We start from the raw sequence: 15,714 nt of genomic DNA, 5'->3' as shown, positions 1-15,714 counted from the left end.
GACAGGTTCATGGCGAAACGGTGGTACTCGGTCAGCGTTCTTTCGAATTTCGAAAAGAAGATCGCAGAGCAGATCCGCACGTCGGTGGCTGAACAGGGCCTTGAGAACGATATCGACGAAGTTCTGGTGCCCACCGAAGAGGTGATCGAAGTGCGCCGGGGCAAGAAGGTCACCACCGAACGCCGCTTTATGCCGGGTTACGTGCTGGTGCATATGGAAATGTCGGATCAGGGCTATCACCTGATCAACTCGATCAACCGCGTCACCGGCTTTCTGGGCCCGCAAGGTCGCCCGATGCCGATGCGCGACGCCGAGGTGAACCAGATCCTCAACCGCGTTCAGGAAGGCGAAGAAGCGCCCAAGCTGATGATCACTTTCGAGATCGGCGAAAAGGTCAAGGTCAACGACGGCCCGTTCGAGGATTTCGACGGCATGGTCGAGGGCGTTGACGACGAGGCGCAAAAGCTGAAGGTTTCGGTGTCGATTTTTGGCCGCGAAACCCCGGTCGAGCTGGACTTCACGCAGGTCACCAAGCAAAGCTAAGCGTTCTGCCAGAGAAATTCGAAACGCCGCGATGTCAAAGCATCGCGGCGTTTTCAGTTTCAGCCTTACACGGGCCGATACAGTTTTCAAATGGGCTTACTGCGACTGAACCATGGCTGCGCGCAAAAGCTGCGGGCGGTCGGTCTGGGATGGCAGGAAAACCGCCTGCGACCCGGAATCCAGCGCCGAAAGGCTTGCATCATACCATTGCATCGCAAGGTCGCGGCGCGCCTGGACACCAAAGCCTTCGCGCAGGTGGTGACCGACCAGTTCTCCGTATGCGGGTTCACCCATGGCAACCAGCATCAGCGCGGAGCCAACCGCGGTATCCATGTTGTCCTGACGATATCCCATCGCAAGGCAGACCTTGCTGGTCGCGGCAAGATCAGCAGGGCTTAGACCCGAATCCAAGGCAAGCTTGCGCACCTGGGTTTCAGCCTCTGATTTCGAGTTGATAGACAGCGCGTCAACTTGCGGTGCCAACATGTCGCCATAAGCGGCGCACTGGGCTGCGACCTGATCGGGTGTAAGGCCCTGGATGTCCTGCATCAGTTCTTCACCCTGTGCCATCGCATAGCTGCGGGCAAGGCAGAATTGCTCGCTGAGCGCAAAGTCAGGATCGGACATGTTGGACAGGGTCGTATAGCCGCCATTGGTCGACGTTTGCAGCATGACCCCGCTGCACCGATTAGCCAACGATGGGCCTCCGGTACCGCCGGAAAACAGGCTCGGCAGGCTGGCTGTCGTAGCTTCAGCGGCGCTTGTTGCGGGTTCGGCCTGTTGAGGCGTGATAACCGGGATGGCCGGGGCCTGGGTCTGAGGTGCCGCCGCCAACGCAGAGCCGGTTTGCACCTGTTGCCGATAGGCCATCAAAAGCGGTTGACCCGAAAGCTGGGTTGCCGCCTGCCCACCGCTTGTCGCCCAGTAATAGGCCTGCATCAGAAAGTCATACTGATAGGGCTGGAAGTCATAGCCATTCACAGGATAGCCCATGGACACCTGATAGCGTTCGATCGCCGACCGGGTCCCATGCCCGACCTGCCCATCGACACGCCCGGCATTATAGCCGAAATAGTTGAGCGCGGTCTGTGTCTGCGCCCCTTGCGAGGTGGACGGAATGCCTGACCGGTAGGTCTGGCTTGAAGACCGGGACTTTTTCTTTTGCTGGTCCTTGCCGATCGCGTATCCGACGACCCCGCCAACGACAGCACCGCCGATGAAGTCGCCCGCATCGGCCCGTGCGGTCTGGGGAACGGACGCCGCAAAAGACAGTGCGGCGACAAGCATAGTTAATAAACGAATAATCATGACGAACCTCCGAACAAATTAGTTTTCCCCGATTATAGCACAGCCGCAGCATGGCGCGGTTATTTATGCGGCGCAAGGAACGAAGCCACAGCAGTCTGTCGGTCGGGCGCCGGGTTCGCTCCGGTTTTTTCAAGCAAAATAAACCCTTAATATAGCGCGAAACCTCGTTTTACAGGCCGCCTGGGATTTCCTGAGTTTGACCGGAATGACCAGCAATTTCCCGCCATGGCGCGTCGACGCCGGTGTTTATCGATTTGAAACTCGATTCGGTGATCCCGAATTGAATGGCGGGCCACTTGCCAACCCCCATGATCCCCTGTAAACGCCGCCCCATCGTCTTCGGGCGAGATTCTCTCGTGGGAGGTTACCGGGATCGCGATCCCGGGCCGGACCACGCAACATAATCTGGGTGAGACGCGTTTCACCTTAGTTGAAAGGAAAACCAAATGGCCAAGAAGCTTGCTGGTACAATGAAACTGCAGGTTCCTGCAGGTCAGGCGAACCCGTCGCCGCCGGTTGGTCCGGCGCTGGGTCAGCGCGGCATCAACATCATGGAATTCTGCAAGGCGTTCAACGCCAAGACCGCAGACATGGAGCCCGGCGCGCCGTGCCCGACCGTGATCACCTACTATCAGGACAAGTCCTTCACCATGGACATCAAGACGCCGCCGGCGTCTTACTACCTGAAAAAAGCAGCTGGTCTGAAGCCGGTTGGCAAGCGGAACCGCCCTCGTGGAGCGGAAAATCCCGGTCGTGAAACGATCGCAACCGTGACCTCGAAGCAGGTTCGTGAAATCGCCGAAGCCAAAATGAAAGATCTGAACGCCAACGACATCGAAGGCGCAATGCAGATCATCTTGGGCTCGGCCCGCTCCATGGGCATCGAGGTGAAGTAAGATGGCAAAACTCGGTAAACGTACCCGCGCTGCGCGCGAAGCCGTCGCTGGCAAGGAAAACCTGTCGGTGGACGAAGCTGTTGCTCTGGTCAAGGCCAATGCAACTTCGAAATTCGACGAGACCATCGAAATCGCGATGAACCTGGGCGTTGACACCCGTCACGCAGACCAGATGGTGCGCGGCGTTGTCGGCCTGCCGAATGGCACAGGCAAAGACATGCGCGTTGCTGTGTTCGCACGTGGCGCGAAGGCTGACGAAGCGAAAGAAGCAGGCGCGGATATCGTTGGTGCAGAAGACCTGATGGAAACCATTCAGGGCGGCACCATCGAATTCGATCGTTGCATTGCAACCCCGGACATGATGCCGATCGTCGGTCGTCTGGGTAAGGTTCTGGGCCCCCGTAACCTGATGCCGAACCCCAAGGTTGGCACCGTGACCATGGATGTGAAAGCAGCCGTGGAAGCAGCCAAAGGCGGTGAAGTTCAGTTCAAGGCGGAAAAAGGCGGCGTTGTGCACGCAGGCGTTGGCAAAGCATCGTTCGATGACGCCAAGCTGGCCGAAAACATTCGCGCCTTCGTCTCGGCTGTTGCCCGGGCCAAGCCGTCGGGCGCCAAAGGCACCTACATGAAGAAAATCGCGCTGAGCTCGACCATGGGCCCCGGTGTGACCGTTGATGTGGCAGAAGCTTCGGGCGAATAATCCTGATCTACGCCAAAGCAATGTTGCGGGCGGTCCAATCGGACCGCCCGTTTTCGATTAGCTGAACGGCAACGCGGTATGGCTGGCAGTTTCGCCGGTCAGGGTAAAGAAACTCCGGTCTTCTATGGGCGTCCATTTTCCTATGCCCTTGTCCAGAGGTTCGGATGCAATGACCTTGCCGCCGTGGTCCAGCCCTTCCCCGAAATACAGGGACGGGCTGCGCTGGTCGCTGGAATATCGAAACGCATACAGGCTCTGTCCATCTGAAAAGGCGACGGCCATGCGATCCGGTTGCGTCCGATGACTGTCAAGCGCATCGATCTGACGCAGAGTTGCGACAACAGCGTCCTGCGGCGCATCATCCAGCCCGTTGGCCAGCAGCAGCAGAAACAGAAGCTCTGAATCCGTCGACCCGCGCCGCGCCGCATAAAGCTCGTCCGGCAGTGAGGATTCTAGCCGTCTGCGCAAACGCCCGAACTCTCCGATCTGACCATTGTGCATGAAGGACCATTTGCCAAATGTAAAAGGGTGGCAGTTTGCGCGCGACACTTCGCCGAATGTCGACGCGCGGACATGGGCCAAAAACAGCGAGGATTTTATCATCCTGCAAAGATCGACCAGGTTACCATCCGACCACGCGGGCAGGACATCCCTGTACAGGCCGGGACGATCCTGATCCGCGTACCATGCCATACCGAAGCCATCGCCATTGACGGCAAGCTTTGCCTCGGCCGCGTGCTGGCTTTGCTCCAGCAATGAATGCTGGGGCCGGATGACGATGTTTTCAAGCGGAATACTTGGTCCGCAATAGGCGGCAATTCTACACATTTTTTCTGCTTCGTCTTGTTTCTGAGAAAAATTGTCGGGTTATAGTCTTGAAGTTGGAACAATGTCACGAACTATTTTGCGCTCAACCCTGTAATTCGACCTAATCAATTGCTCGTCAGCGCACTTTATCTTGTTGTCTTGGTCATCCCTTGTTGCGTTTGATTTATCACAATTTACCTCTTGGAAACCCCGGCCATCTGTCCTAAGTAGACCTGCGGAATAAAGCGTGCGATTCGTCGTGCGCTTTATTTTGTTTCGTCCAAGACGGTGGGTGGTGCCATATGGCCCCTTAATTCCCTGCCTGAGACGGGTAAGACCAAAGAATTCTGAGGGTCCCACCCTCGGGCGAATTTTGGCCAATCCCGTAACAACGGACCTGAACGCCGGGGCGCAAGCCGCGGCAAATATGAGCCGGGGTGAGATCTCACCCCTAACTTGGAGAGAACTGTGGATAGAGCCCAGAAAGAGAAAGTGGTCGAGGAACTCGGCCAAATCTTCGAAAGCTCTGGCGTCGTAGTGGTTGCTCACTACGCCGGTCTGACAGTTGCCGAGATGCAGGACCTTCGCGCACGTGCCCGTGACGCGGGTGGCTCCGTGCGTGTTGCCAAGAACAGGCTCGCCAAAATCGCCCTCGAGGGTAAGCCGTGTGCAAGCATGGCCGACCTGCTGACAGGGATGACCGTTCTGACCTATTCCGAGGACCCCGTGGCAGCAGCCAAGGTGGCCGAGGACTTCGCCAAGGATAACAAGAAATTTGAAATCCTCGGCGGTGCTATGGGCGAGAACGCTCTGGACCGCAAAGGCGTTGAAGCCGTTTCGAAAATGCCGTCTCGCGAGGAGCTTGTTGCTTCGATCGTGGGCTGCATTGGCGCACCTGCTTCGAACATCGCCGGCGCGATTGGCGCACCTGCAAGCAATATCGCAAGCATCCTTTCCACCATCGAAGAGAAGGCGGAAGCTGCGTAAGCGGTTGGCACTGAATGATCTGCGTAGGGTACCTACCCTGACGTTGGAACACACATTGTAAACGGAAAGAGCTGATAAAATGGCTGATCTGAAAGCACTCGCAGAAAGCATCGTGGGTCTGACCCTGCTGGAAGCACAAGAACTGAAAACCATCCTCAAAGACGAATACGGCATCGAGCCCGCAGCTGGCGGCGCCGTAATGGTCGCAGCAGCTGGTGGCGACGCCGGTGGCGCAGCTGAGGAAGAAAAAACCGAATTCGACGTCGTTCTGAAGAACGCCGGCGCTTCGAAAATCAACGTGATCAAAGAAGTTCGCGGCATCACCGGTCTGGGCCTGAAAGAAGCCAAGGAACTGGTCGAAGCTGGCGGCAAGATCAAAGAAGGCGTGTCGAAAGACGAAGCCGAAGACGTCAAAGCCAAGCTGGAAGCAGCTGGCGCCGAAGTCGAGCTGGCCTAAGCCTGGTCTCAGGCGCATCGCTGATGCGCCGAAAATTTTGGCTGGATCCGGAGAAATCCGGGTCCAGCCGAACCTGTCTTAGAAAGGTCCTCACAGAATGGGGAGTTTTCTAAGACACGGTTTTCGGATCGGGAGGCCGCCTTCGGGACGGTGGCCACGAATTGATCCGGACGTGTTGTCTCGATTGTGCAAGATGCCGGGGCCCGACGGTGTCTTTGCCCGCTGAGAACATCGAAAGGTGACATCTGACATGGCTCAAACGTTCCTTGGCCAGAAACGTCTTCGTAAATATTACGGCAAAATCCGCGAAGTGCTGGAGATGCCGAACCTCATTGAGGTACAGAAATCTTCTTATGATCTTTTCCTGCGCTCCGGCGATGCAGAACAGCCCACAGACGGCGAAGGCATCAAAGGCGTGTTCCAGTCGGTTTTCCCGATCAAGGATTTCAACGAAACCTCCGTTCTGGAGTTCGTGAAATACGATCTGGAAAAACCCAAATACGACGTCGAAGAGTGCATGCAGCGTGACATGACCTACAGCGCACCGCTGAAGGTTACCCTGCGCCTGATCGTGTTCGATGTCGATGAGGACACCGGCGCGAAATCGGTAAAAGACATCAAGGAACAGGATGTCTTCATGGGCGATATGCCCCTGATGACCCCGAATGGCACCTTTGTCGTCAACGGCACCGAGCGTGTGATCGTCTCCCAGATGCACCGTTCGCCCGGCGTGTTCTTTGATCACGACAAGGGTAAAACCCATTCCTCGGGCAAGCTGCTGTTTGCCTGCCGCATCATCCCGTATCGCGGCAGCTGGCTGGACTTCGAGTTCGACGCCAAGGATATCGTGTTCGCCCGTATCGACCGCCGCCGCAAACTGCCTGTGACAACCCTGCTTTATGCGCTGGGTATGGATCAGGAAGCGATCATGGACGCGTATTACAACACCGTTTCCTACAAGCTGGAAAAGAAGAAGGGCTGGGTCACGCCGTTCTTCCCCGAGCGTGTTCGCGGCACCCGCCCGACCTATGACCTGATCGACGCGAAATCAGGTGAGGTGATTGCCGAGGCAGGCAAGAAAGTCACCCCGCGCGCGGTCAAAAAGCTGATCGACGAGGGCACCGTCACCGAACTGCTGGTTCCGTTCGATCACATCGTTGGCAAGTTTGTCGCCAAGGACATCATCAACGAAGAAAACGGCGCGATCTATGTCGAAGCCGGTGACGAACTGACGCTGGAATATGACAAGGACGGCGACCTGATCGGCGGTACCGCGAAGGAACTGATCGACGCGGGCATCACCGATATCCCGGTTCTCGACATCGACAACGTCAATGTTGGTCCCTACATGCGCAACACCATGGCCGCAGATAAGAATATGGGCCGTGAAACCGCGCTCATGGATATCTACCGCGTCATGCGTCCAGGTGAGCCGCCCACCGTCGAAGCGGCGTCGGCTCTGTTCGACACCCTGTTCTTCGACAGCGAGCGGTATGACCTGTCCGCTGTTGGTCGCGTGAAGATGAACATGCGCCTGGCACTGGACGCACCGGATACCCTGCGCACCCTGCGCCGCGAAGACATCGTGGCCTGCGTCAAGGCTCTGGTCGAACTGCGCGATGGCAAAGGCGACGTGGACGATATCGACCACCTCGGCAACCGTCGTGTGCGTTCGGTCGGCGAACTGATGGAAAACCAGTACCGCGTCGGTCTGCTGCGCATGGAGCGCGCGATCAAAGAGCGTATGTCGTCGGTCGAGATCGACACCGTCATGCCGCAGGACCTGATCAACGCGAAACCGGCCGCTGCTGCTGTGCGCGAATTCTTCGGCTCGTCGCAGCTGTCGCAGTTCATGGACCAGACCAACCCGCTGTCGGAAGTCACCCACAAACGCCGTCTCTCGGCGCTTGGCCCCGGTGGTCTGACGCGTGAACGTGCGGGCTTTGAGGTGCGCGACGTGCACCCGACCCACTATGGACGGATGTGCCCGATTGAAACGCCGGAAGGCCCGAATATTGGTCTGATCAACTCGCTGGCCACCTTTGCCCGCGTGAACAAGTATGGCTTCATCGAAACACCTTACCGCGTTGTCAAGAACGCCGAGGTGACTGATGAGGTTCACTACATGTCCGCGACCGAGGAAATGCGTCATACCGTGGCGCAGGCGAACGCGACACTGGACAAGAACGGCAAGTTCATCAACGATCTGGTTTCGACCCGTCAGGCAGGCGACTACACCCTTGCCCCGCGCGAGAATGTGGACCTGATCGACGTGTCGCCGAAGCAGCTGGTCTCGGTTGCTGCATCGCTGATCCCGTTCCTTGAAAATGACGACGCCAACCGCGCTCTGATGGGCTCGAACATGCAACGTCAGGCGGTTCCGCTGCTGCGGGCCGAGGCACCGCTGGTCGGGACGGGCATCGAGGAAAAGGTTGCGATCGACTCGGGCGCTGCGATCCAGGCGAAACGCGCCGGTATCATCGACCAGGTCGATGCCCAGCGTATCGTTATCCGCGCCACCGAGGATCTGGAACTGGGCGACGCTGGCGTTGACATCTATCGTCTGCGCAAATTCCAGCGTTCGAACCAGAACACCTGCATCAACCAGCGTCCGCTGATAAAGGTGGGTGACACCGTCCAGAAGGGCGAGGTCATTGCCGACGGTCCGTCGACCGATATGGGTGAACTGGCCCTTGGCAAGAACGTGGTCGTCGCGTTCATGCCGTGGAACGGCTACAACTACGAAGACTCGATCCTGATCTCAGAACGTATCGCGCGTGATGACGTCTTTACCTCGGTCCATATCGAGGAATTCGAAGTCGCCGCCCGTGACACCAAGCTGGGCCCGGAAGAGATCACCCGCGACATTCCGAACGTCGGTGAAGAAGCGCTGCGCAACCTCGACGAGGCGGGCATCGTTTACATCGGTGCGGATGTCGAGCCGGGCGATATTCTGGTCGGCAAGATCACTCCGAAGGGCGAAAGCCCGATGACCCCGGAAGAAAAGCTGCTGCGCGCCATCTTTGGCGAAAAAGCATCTGACGTGCGCGACACCTCGCTGCGCGTGAAGCCGGGCGATTACGGTACGGTCGTCGAGGTGCGCGTCTTCAACCGTCACGGCGTCGAGAAAGATGAGCGTGCGCTGCAGATCGAGCGTGAGGAAGTCGAACGTCTGGCCCGTGACCGGGACGACGAGCTGGCGATCCTTGACCGCAACATCTATGCGCGTCTGCAAGGTCTGATCCTGGGTAAAACTGCGGTCAAAGGCCCGAAAGGTGTCAAGGCAGGGTCGGTGATCACCGAGGATCTGCTGGACACCCTGACCCGTGGTCAATGGTGGCAGCTGGCTTTGGAAGACGAGCAGGACGCCCAGATCGTCGAGGCCCTGAACGAGCAATACGAAGTGCAAAAGCGCGCTCTGGACGCCCGTTTCGAGGATAAGGTCGAGAAGGTCCGCCGTGGCGACGACCTGCCGCCGGGTGTGATGAAGATGGTCAAAGTCTTCATTGCCGTAAAGCGCAAGTTGCAGCCGGGCGACAAGATGGCCGGTCGTCACGGGAACAAGGGTGTGATTTCCAAGGTTGTTCCGATGGAAGACATGCCGTTCCTGGCCGATGGTACGCCGGTCGACTTCTGTCTGAACCCGCTGGGTGTGCCTTCGCGTATGAACGTTGGTCAGATCCTTGAAACCCACATGGGTTGGGCCGCGCGCGGTCTGGGTCTGAACATCGATGAGGCTCTGGGTGAGTACCGCCGGTCCGGCGACCTGACCCCGGTGCGCGAGGCGATGAAGCTGGCCTATGGCGAAGATGTCTACGAAGAAGGCATCACCGGCATGGACGAGGAGACGCTGGTCGAAGCAGCGGGCAACGTGACCCGCGGTGTTCCGATCGCAACCCCGGTCTTTGACGGTGCCAAAGAGGCTGACGTCAACGACGCGCTGGTGCGTGCCGGTTTCTCACAGAGCGGTCAGTCGATCCTGTTCGACGGTCGTACGGGTGAGCAATTTGCGCGTCCGGTCACCGTGGGCATCAAGTACCTGCTCAAACTGCACCACCTTGTGGACGACAAGATCCACGCGCGTTCGACCGGGCCCTACAGCCTGGTGACCCAGCAGCCGCTGGGTGGTAAGGCGCAGTTCGGTGGTCAGCGCTTTGGTGAGATGGAAGTCTGGGCTCTGGAAGCTTACGGCGCCGCCTACACCCTGCAGGAGATGCTCACCGTGAAATCGGATGACGTCGCCGGCCGGACCAAGGTCTATGAGTCGATCGTCAAGGGCGAGGATAACTTTGAAGCGGGCGTACCGGAATCGTTCAACGTTCTGGTGAAAGAAGTCCGCGGCCTCGGCCTGAATATGGAACTCCTGGATGCGGAGGTCGATGAGTGAGACGCTTCTTAGCGATTGTGTCCATGGGGTGCCTGTGTGCACCTATGGCGAGTGCGCAGTCTGGAAATGACGGGTTCAAGCTAAACTTGCACGCTGTTGAGGGCGGTGAGTGTGGCGCTGTTATGGACATTCCAGAAAGCTGTCTCGTCCGTGGAGAAGCAATCTGCGAGGAAGCCGACGAAAAACTTGTTGAGCTAGCTATCCAATTCAAACCTGGCACTCGCGAAATCGCTACATTGTGGTTTCGCTGTGCCGCCGGGAATTGAGGAAATAAAATGAACCAGGAAATCACCAACAACCCGTTCAACCCGCTGACGCCCCCGAAGGTCTTTGACGAGATCAAGGTCTCGCTGGCGTCGCCTGAGCGGATTCTGTCTTGGTCCTATGGCGAGATCAAGAAACCCGAAACCATCAACTACCGGACGTTCAAGCCCGAGCGTGACGGTCTGTTCTGTGCGCGTATCTTTGGCCCGATCAAAGACTACGAATGTCTGTGCGGCAAATATAAACGGATGAAGTATCGCGGCGTTGTCTGCGAGAAATGCGGCGTGGAAGTCACCCTGCAGAAAGTCCGCCGCGAGCGTATGGGCCACATCGAACTGGCCGCGCCCGTTGCACATATCTGGTTCCTGAAATCGCTGCCGTCCCGCATCGGTCTGATGCTGGACATGACGCTGCGCGATCTGGAACGCGTTCTGTACTTTGAAAACTACGTCGTCATTGAGCCCGGTCTGACCGACCTGACATACGGCCAGATGCTGACCGAAGAAGAGTACATGGATGCGCAGGATGCCTTTGGCATGGACGCGTTCACCGCCAATATCGGTGCCGAAGCCATCCGTGAGATGCTGGCCCAGATCGATCTGGAAGCCGAAGCCGAGCAGCTGCGCGCTGATCTGGCCGAAGCCACAGGCGAACTGAAGCCCAAGAAGATCATCAAGCGTCTGAAGGTTGTTGAATCCTTCCTCGAGTCGGGCAACCGACCTGAATGGATGGTCATGACCGTGATCCCGGTCATCCCGCCGGAACTGCGCCCACTGGTTCCGCTGGATGGTGGCCGCTTTGCGACCTCGGATCTGAACGATCTGTATCGTCGCGTGATCAACCGGAACAACCGCCTCAAGCGTCTGATCGAACTGCGTGCGCCTGACATCATCGTCCGCAACGAAAAGCGGATGTTGCAGGAATCCGTGGACGCTCTGTTTGACAACGGCCGTCGTGGCCGCGTGATCACCGGCGCCAACAAGCGCCCGCTGAAATCGCTGTCGGACATGCTGAAAGGCAAGCAGGGCCGCTTCCGTCAGAACCTTCTGGGGAAACGCGTCGACTTCTCGGGCCGTTCGGTCATCGTGACCGGTCCGGAACTCAAGCTGCACCAGTGTGGTCTGCCCAAGAAGATGGCGCTGGAACTGTTCAAGCCGTTCATCTACTCGCGCCTTGAAGCCAAGGGTCTGTCTTCGACCGTGAAACAGGCGAAGAAGCTGGTCGAGAAAGAGCGTCCCGAAGTGTGGGATATCCTCGACGAGGTGATCCGCGAACACCCTGTCATGCTGAACCGTGCGCCGACGCTGCACCGTCTTGGCATTCAGGCGTTCGAACCGGTTCTGATCGAAGGCAAAGCCATTCAGCTGCACCCCCTGGTCTGTTCGGCCTTCAACGCCGACTTCGACGGCGACCAGATGGCCGTTCACGTCCCGCTGAGCCTTGAGGCACAGCTGGAAGCCCGCGTTCTGATGATGTCGACGAACAACGTTCTGTCGCCTGCAAACGGCGCGCCGATTATCGTTCCGTCGCAGGACATGATCCTGGGCCTGTACTATGTGTCGCTGGAACGTGCCGGCATGCCGGGCGAAGGCAAGGTCTTTGGTTCGATCGACGAAGTTCAGCACGCGCTGGACGCGGGTGAGGTGCATCTGCACACCAAAATCACAGCGCGGATCACGCAGATCGACGAAGAAGGCAACGAAGTTCAGAAGCGCTATGAAACCACTCCGGGCCGTCTGCGTCTGGGGGCCCTGCTGCCGATGAACAACAAGGCGCCGTTCGATCTGGTCAACCGCCTGCTGCGGAAGAAAGAAGTGCAGCAGGTGATCGACACCGTCTACCGCTACTGCGGTCAGAAAGAGTCGGTTATCTTCTGTGACCAGATCATGTCGATGGGCTTCAAAGAAGCGTTCAGGGCGGGCATCTCGTTCGGCAAGGACGACATGGTCATTCCTGATGACAAGTGGGGCATCGTTGATGACACCCGCGATCAGGTGAAAGATTTCGAACAGCAGTACATGGACGGCCTGATCACTCAGGGCGAAAAGTACAACAAGGTTGTCGATGCCTGGTCGAAGTGTAACGACCGCGTGACCGAGGCGATGATGAGCACCATCTCGAACGTCGCCAAGGCCGAAGACGGGTCGGACATGGAGCCGAACTCGGTTTACATGATGGCTCACTCCGGTGCGCGGGGCTCGGTCACTCAGATGAAACAGCTGGGCGGTATGCGGGGCCTGATGGCCAAGCCGAACGGTGACATCATCGAGACGCCGATCATCTCGAACTTCAAGGAAGGTCTGACCGTTCTTGAATACTTCAACTCGACCCACGGTGCCCGTAAAGGTCTGTCGGATACCGCTCTGAAAACCGCGAACTCGGGTTACCTGACCCGTCGTCTGGTGGACGTGGCACAGGACTGCATCGTTCGCGAGATCGACTGCGGCACTGAACGCGCGATCACGGCCGAAGCTGCGGTCAACGACGGTGAAGTTGTCGCCTCTCTGGCCGAGCGTATTCTGGGCCGCGTGGCTGCCGATGACATCCTGCGTCCGGGCACGGAAGAGGTGCTCGTGGCCGCGGGTCAGCTGATCGACGAACGGATGGCGGACATCATCGATGAGGCTGGCGTTCAGTCGACCCGTATCCGCTCGCCTCTGACCTGCGAGTCCGAGGAAGGCGTCTGTGCCACCTGTTACGGTCGTGACCTTGCTCGCGGTACCATGGTGAACACGGGTGAGGCTGTCGGCATCATCGCCGCCCAGTCCATCGGTGAACCCGGTACACAGCTGACGATGCGGACCTTCCACATCGGCGGTGTTGCGCAAGGTGGTCAGCAGTCGTTCCAGGAAGCAAGCCAAGCCGGCAACGTATCCTTCGAGAACCCGCAGATCCTGGTGAATGCCGCAGGCGAAAGCCTCGTCATGGGCCGGAACATGAAGCTGGTGATCAAGGACGATCACGGCGAAGAGCGTGCCAACCACAAGCTGGGCTACGGCTCCAAGCTGTTCGTCAAGGAAGGCGCGAAAGTGTCCCGTGGCGACAAGCTGTTCGAATGGGATCCCTACACCCTGCCGATCATCGCCGAGAAAGCCGGTACCACCAAATACGTCGACCTGGTTTCGGGCCTTGCCGTCCGTGACGAGACCGACGAAGCAACCGGCATGACCCAGAAGATCGTGATTGACTGGCGCGCGGCCCCCCGTGGCAGCGACCTGAAGCCCGAGATCATTCTGGTCGGTGACGATGGCGAACCGGTCCGCAACGATGCGGGCAACCCGGTTCACTATCCGATGTCGGTGGATGCGATCCTGTCGGTCGAAGATGGCCAGAAGATCGAAGCCGGTGACGTTGTTGCGCGTATTCCGCGTGAAGGTGCCAAGACCAAGGACATCACCGGTGGTCTGCCGCGTGTGGCCGAACTGTTCGAAGCCCGCCGTCCGAAAGATCACGCGATCATCGCAGAAGCCGATGGTTACGTGCGCTTTGGCCGCGACTACAAGAACAAGCGCCGCATCACCATCGAACCGGCTGACGAGTCACTGGAGCCCATCGAGTACATGGTACCCAAGGGCAAGCACATCCCTGTTGTCGAAGGCGACTTCGTACAGAAGGGCGACTACATCATGGACGGTAACCCGGCTCCGCATGACATCCTGTCCATCATGGGTGTCGAGGCGCTGGCGAACTACATGATCGACGAAGTGCAGGATGTGTATCGTCTGCAAGGCGTGAAGATCAACGACAAGCACATCGAAGTCATCGTGCGCCAGATGCTGCAGAAGTGGGAGATCCTGGATTCAGGCGACACCACCCTGCTGAAAGGCGAACATGTCGACAAGCAGGAGTTCGACGCAGCCAACGAAAAGACCATCGCTCGCGGTGGTCGTCCGGCACAGGGCGAGCCGATCCTTCTGGGGATCACCAAGGCCTCGCTGCAAACGCGTTCGTTCATCTCGGCCGCGTCGTTCCAGGAAACCACCCGCGTACTGACCGAAGCGTCCGTGCAGGGCAAAAAGGACAAGCTGGTTGGTTTGAAAGAGAACGTCATCGTTGGTCGCCTGATCCCTGCCGGTACAGGTGGGGCCACACAGGCCGTCCGCCACATCGCGCAGTCGCGCGACAATGTGGTGATCGAAGCCCGCCGGGAAGAGGCCGAAGCGGCCGCTGCCCTGGCTGCGCCGATCATGGATGATGATCTGGTCGGGGATGAGCTGGATGTTCTGGTGGAAACACCCGAAAGCCGCGAGTAATCGCCCGATTGACAAGTTAAGGAAGGCCCCGCGATTTCGCGGGGCCTTTTTTTTCAGGGTTGAAACGCACGCCACGCTTAGGGCAGTTCCAGACCACTGGCATATCGCGCTTGCCGTATGAGACCTACAATAACAGCAGGGTTTTTCTGATTTAGGCTAAACTGTGCTACCATCCGCCTTGAATTCACACAGGTGACGGGGGTGGATGATGAGAGCTGTCACAAAGCTGTCGCGCGTATTTTCGGTTTTCGGTCTGGGCCTGATGGCCGCCTGCACGGATTATGCCTATGTGGGGATGCCGCCGGGCCAGCCATCGCGTGAGATCGTGATCCCGAACGGCACGACGCGCCTGATCCCGATATCCGGCTCGATCGTCGGGCTGGCTTATGATGAGCCGAGAAGGCGGATCTTTCTGCGCAATCTTCCCGGTACCCAGCTACAGGAGCTTGACCGAAATGGCCGTGTCCTGCGTACCTTTGCGGCACAGCGGGTTCCGGCCGGATGCGGTGGCATCACACCTGACGAGTTCCCCATAAAGGAATGCGGGCTGGCCATTCGGGGCAGCGACGGCCATCTGTTCCTCGACCATCCGAACGGGGTGATGATCGCGGAACTGACCCGCGACGGCCAATTCGTGCGCAACATAACCCTCAGCCAGCCACAGGGGCCGATTGGCGGGCTGGCCTTTGATGAAACGACCGGCACGCTTTATGTACTGTTCATCCGCAATCGCCTGATCGCCGAGGTGGATTTGAACGGCACGGTTCTAAGGACGATCCGCGCGACCAATCCATCGGTCGGCGCAGCGGTGCAGATCGAACGCTTTGGCCTTGGCATCAACTCCAAACGCCGCGAGCTTTATGTCGCCCTTCAGAACGGCAACCAGCTTGGCGTTCTGGACATGTCCGGTGGGTTGATTGCAACGCACACGCTCAGCGCCGGGGTGGCTGTGGAAGGTATCGGAGGCGGTCGGGTCTCCGGTCTTTGATACGGGCACAGCGGGCGGTTTCGACACGCTCCGCACGCGTCAGAGCGCAATTCTTGCGCTGATCTGATTTGATGCGTTGACAGGCGGCTGTCCGATTGGGCCAATGGCCCGATCACTCTGCGCA

10 protein-coding genes are annotated in these 15,714 nt (G+C 58.4%); 8 read left to right on the top strand and 2 right to left on the bottom strand.

The window, feature by feature from the left end; genetic code table 11:
* Nucleotides 1-9: 9 nt before the first annotated feature.
* The gene (nusG, locus tag ACR3FC_RS07180; RefSeq protein ID WP_209507773.1) at nucleotides 10-543 is read left to right on the top strand and encodes a transcription termination/antitermination protein NusG; all 534 of its coding nucleotides are present in this window, start codon (nucleotides 10-12) and stop codon (nucleotides 541-543) included.
* A 96-nt stretch (nucleotides 544-639) separates the two neighbouring features.
* On the opposite strand, the gene ACR3FC_RS07175 is transcribed toward nusG, so the two are convergent.
* Complete coding sequence (locus tag ACR3FC_RS07175; RefSeq protein WP_480474070.1) at nucleotides 640-1,851, bottom strand: peptidoglycan-binding domain-containing protein; 1,212 nt, start codon at nucleotides 1,849-1,851, stop codon at nucleotides 640-642.
* Nucleotides 1,852-2,297: 446 nt separating this feature from the next.
* Between ACR3FC_RS07175 and rplK the strand changes: the two genes are divergently transcribed.
* A complete protein-coding gene (gene rplK / locus ACR3FC_RS07170) occupies nucleotides 2,298-2,747 on the top strand; it encodes a 50S ribosomal protein L11 (protein ID WP_480474069.1) in 450 nt (149 codons plus the stop codon).
* Nucleotide 2,748: 1 nt separating this feature from the next.
* Nucleotides 2,749-3,447: a 50S ribosomal protein L1 gene (gene rplA, locus ACR3FC_RS07165; RefSeq protein ID WP_480474068.1), complete on the top strand. Its 699-nt coding sequence runs from the start codon at nucleotides 2,749-2,751 to the stop codon at nucleotides 3,445-3,447.
* A gap of 57 nt (nucleotides 3,448-3,504) precedes the next feature.
* Here rplA and ACR3FC_RS07160 read toward each other — a convergent pair whose 3' ends face one another.
* Complete coding sequence (locus ACR3FC_RS07160) at nucleotides 3,505-4,275, bottom strand: class II glutamine amidotransferase (RefSeq protein ID WP_480474067.1); 771 nt, start codon at nucleotides 4,273-4,275, stop codon at nucleotides 3,505-3,507.
* 447 nt (nucleotides 4,276-4,722) lie between these two features.
* Between ACR3FC_RS07160 and rplJ the strand changes: the two genes are divergently transcribed.
* From rplJ to ACR3FC_RS07135, 5 genes are all read left to right on the top strand, one after another.
* Nucleotides 4,723-5,241, top strand: a complete 519-nt coding sequence (rplJ, locus tag ACR3FC_RS07155) for a 50S ribosomal protein L10 (protein ID WP_480474066.1) — start codon at nucleotides 4,723-4,725, stop codon at nucleotides 5,239-5,241.
* Nucleotides 5,242-5,320: 79 nt separating this feature from the next.
* Nucleotides 5,321-5,698, top strand: a complete 378-nt coding sequence (rplL, locus tag ACR3FC_RS07150) for a 50S ribosomal protein L7/L12 (protein ID WP_209507787.1) — start codon at nucleotides 5,321-5,323, stop codon at nucleotides 5,696-5,698.
* Nucleotides 5,699-5,948: 250 nt separating this feature from the next.
* Entirely contained in the window at nucleotides 5,949-10,085 is a 4,137-nt protein-coding gene (rpoB, locus tag ACR3FC_RS07145) for a DNA-directed RNA polymerase subunit beta (protein WP_480474065.1), read from the top strand.
* Nucleotides 10,086-10,360: 275 nt separating this feature from the next.
* The gene (gene rpoC, locus ACR3FC_RS07140) at nucleotides 10,361-14,602 is read left to right on the top strand and encodes a DNA-directed RNA polymerase subunit beta' (RefSeq protein ID WP_480474064.1); all 4,242 of its coding nucleotides are present in this window, start codon (nucleotides 10,361-10,363) and stop codon (nucleotides 14,600-14,602) included.
* Between the two features lie 208 nt (nucleotides 14,603-14,810).
* The gene (locus ACR3FC_RS07135; protein ID WP_209598267.1) at nucleotides 14,811-15,590 is read left to right on the top strand and encodes an SdiA-regulated/phytase-like domain-containing protein; all 780 of its coding nucleotides are present in this window, start codon (nucleotides 14,811-14,813) and stop codon (nucleotides 15,588-15,590) included.
* Nucleotides 15,591-15,714 lie beyond the last annotated feature (124 nt).

This window comes from Ruegeria sp. AF3 (assembly GCF_056536285.1).
Note: the sequence above shows the minus strand (reverse complement) of the source record. Positions and strands in the feature narration are given on the sequence as shown.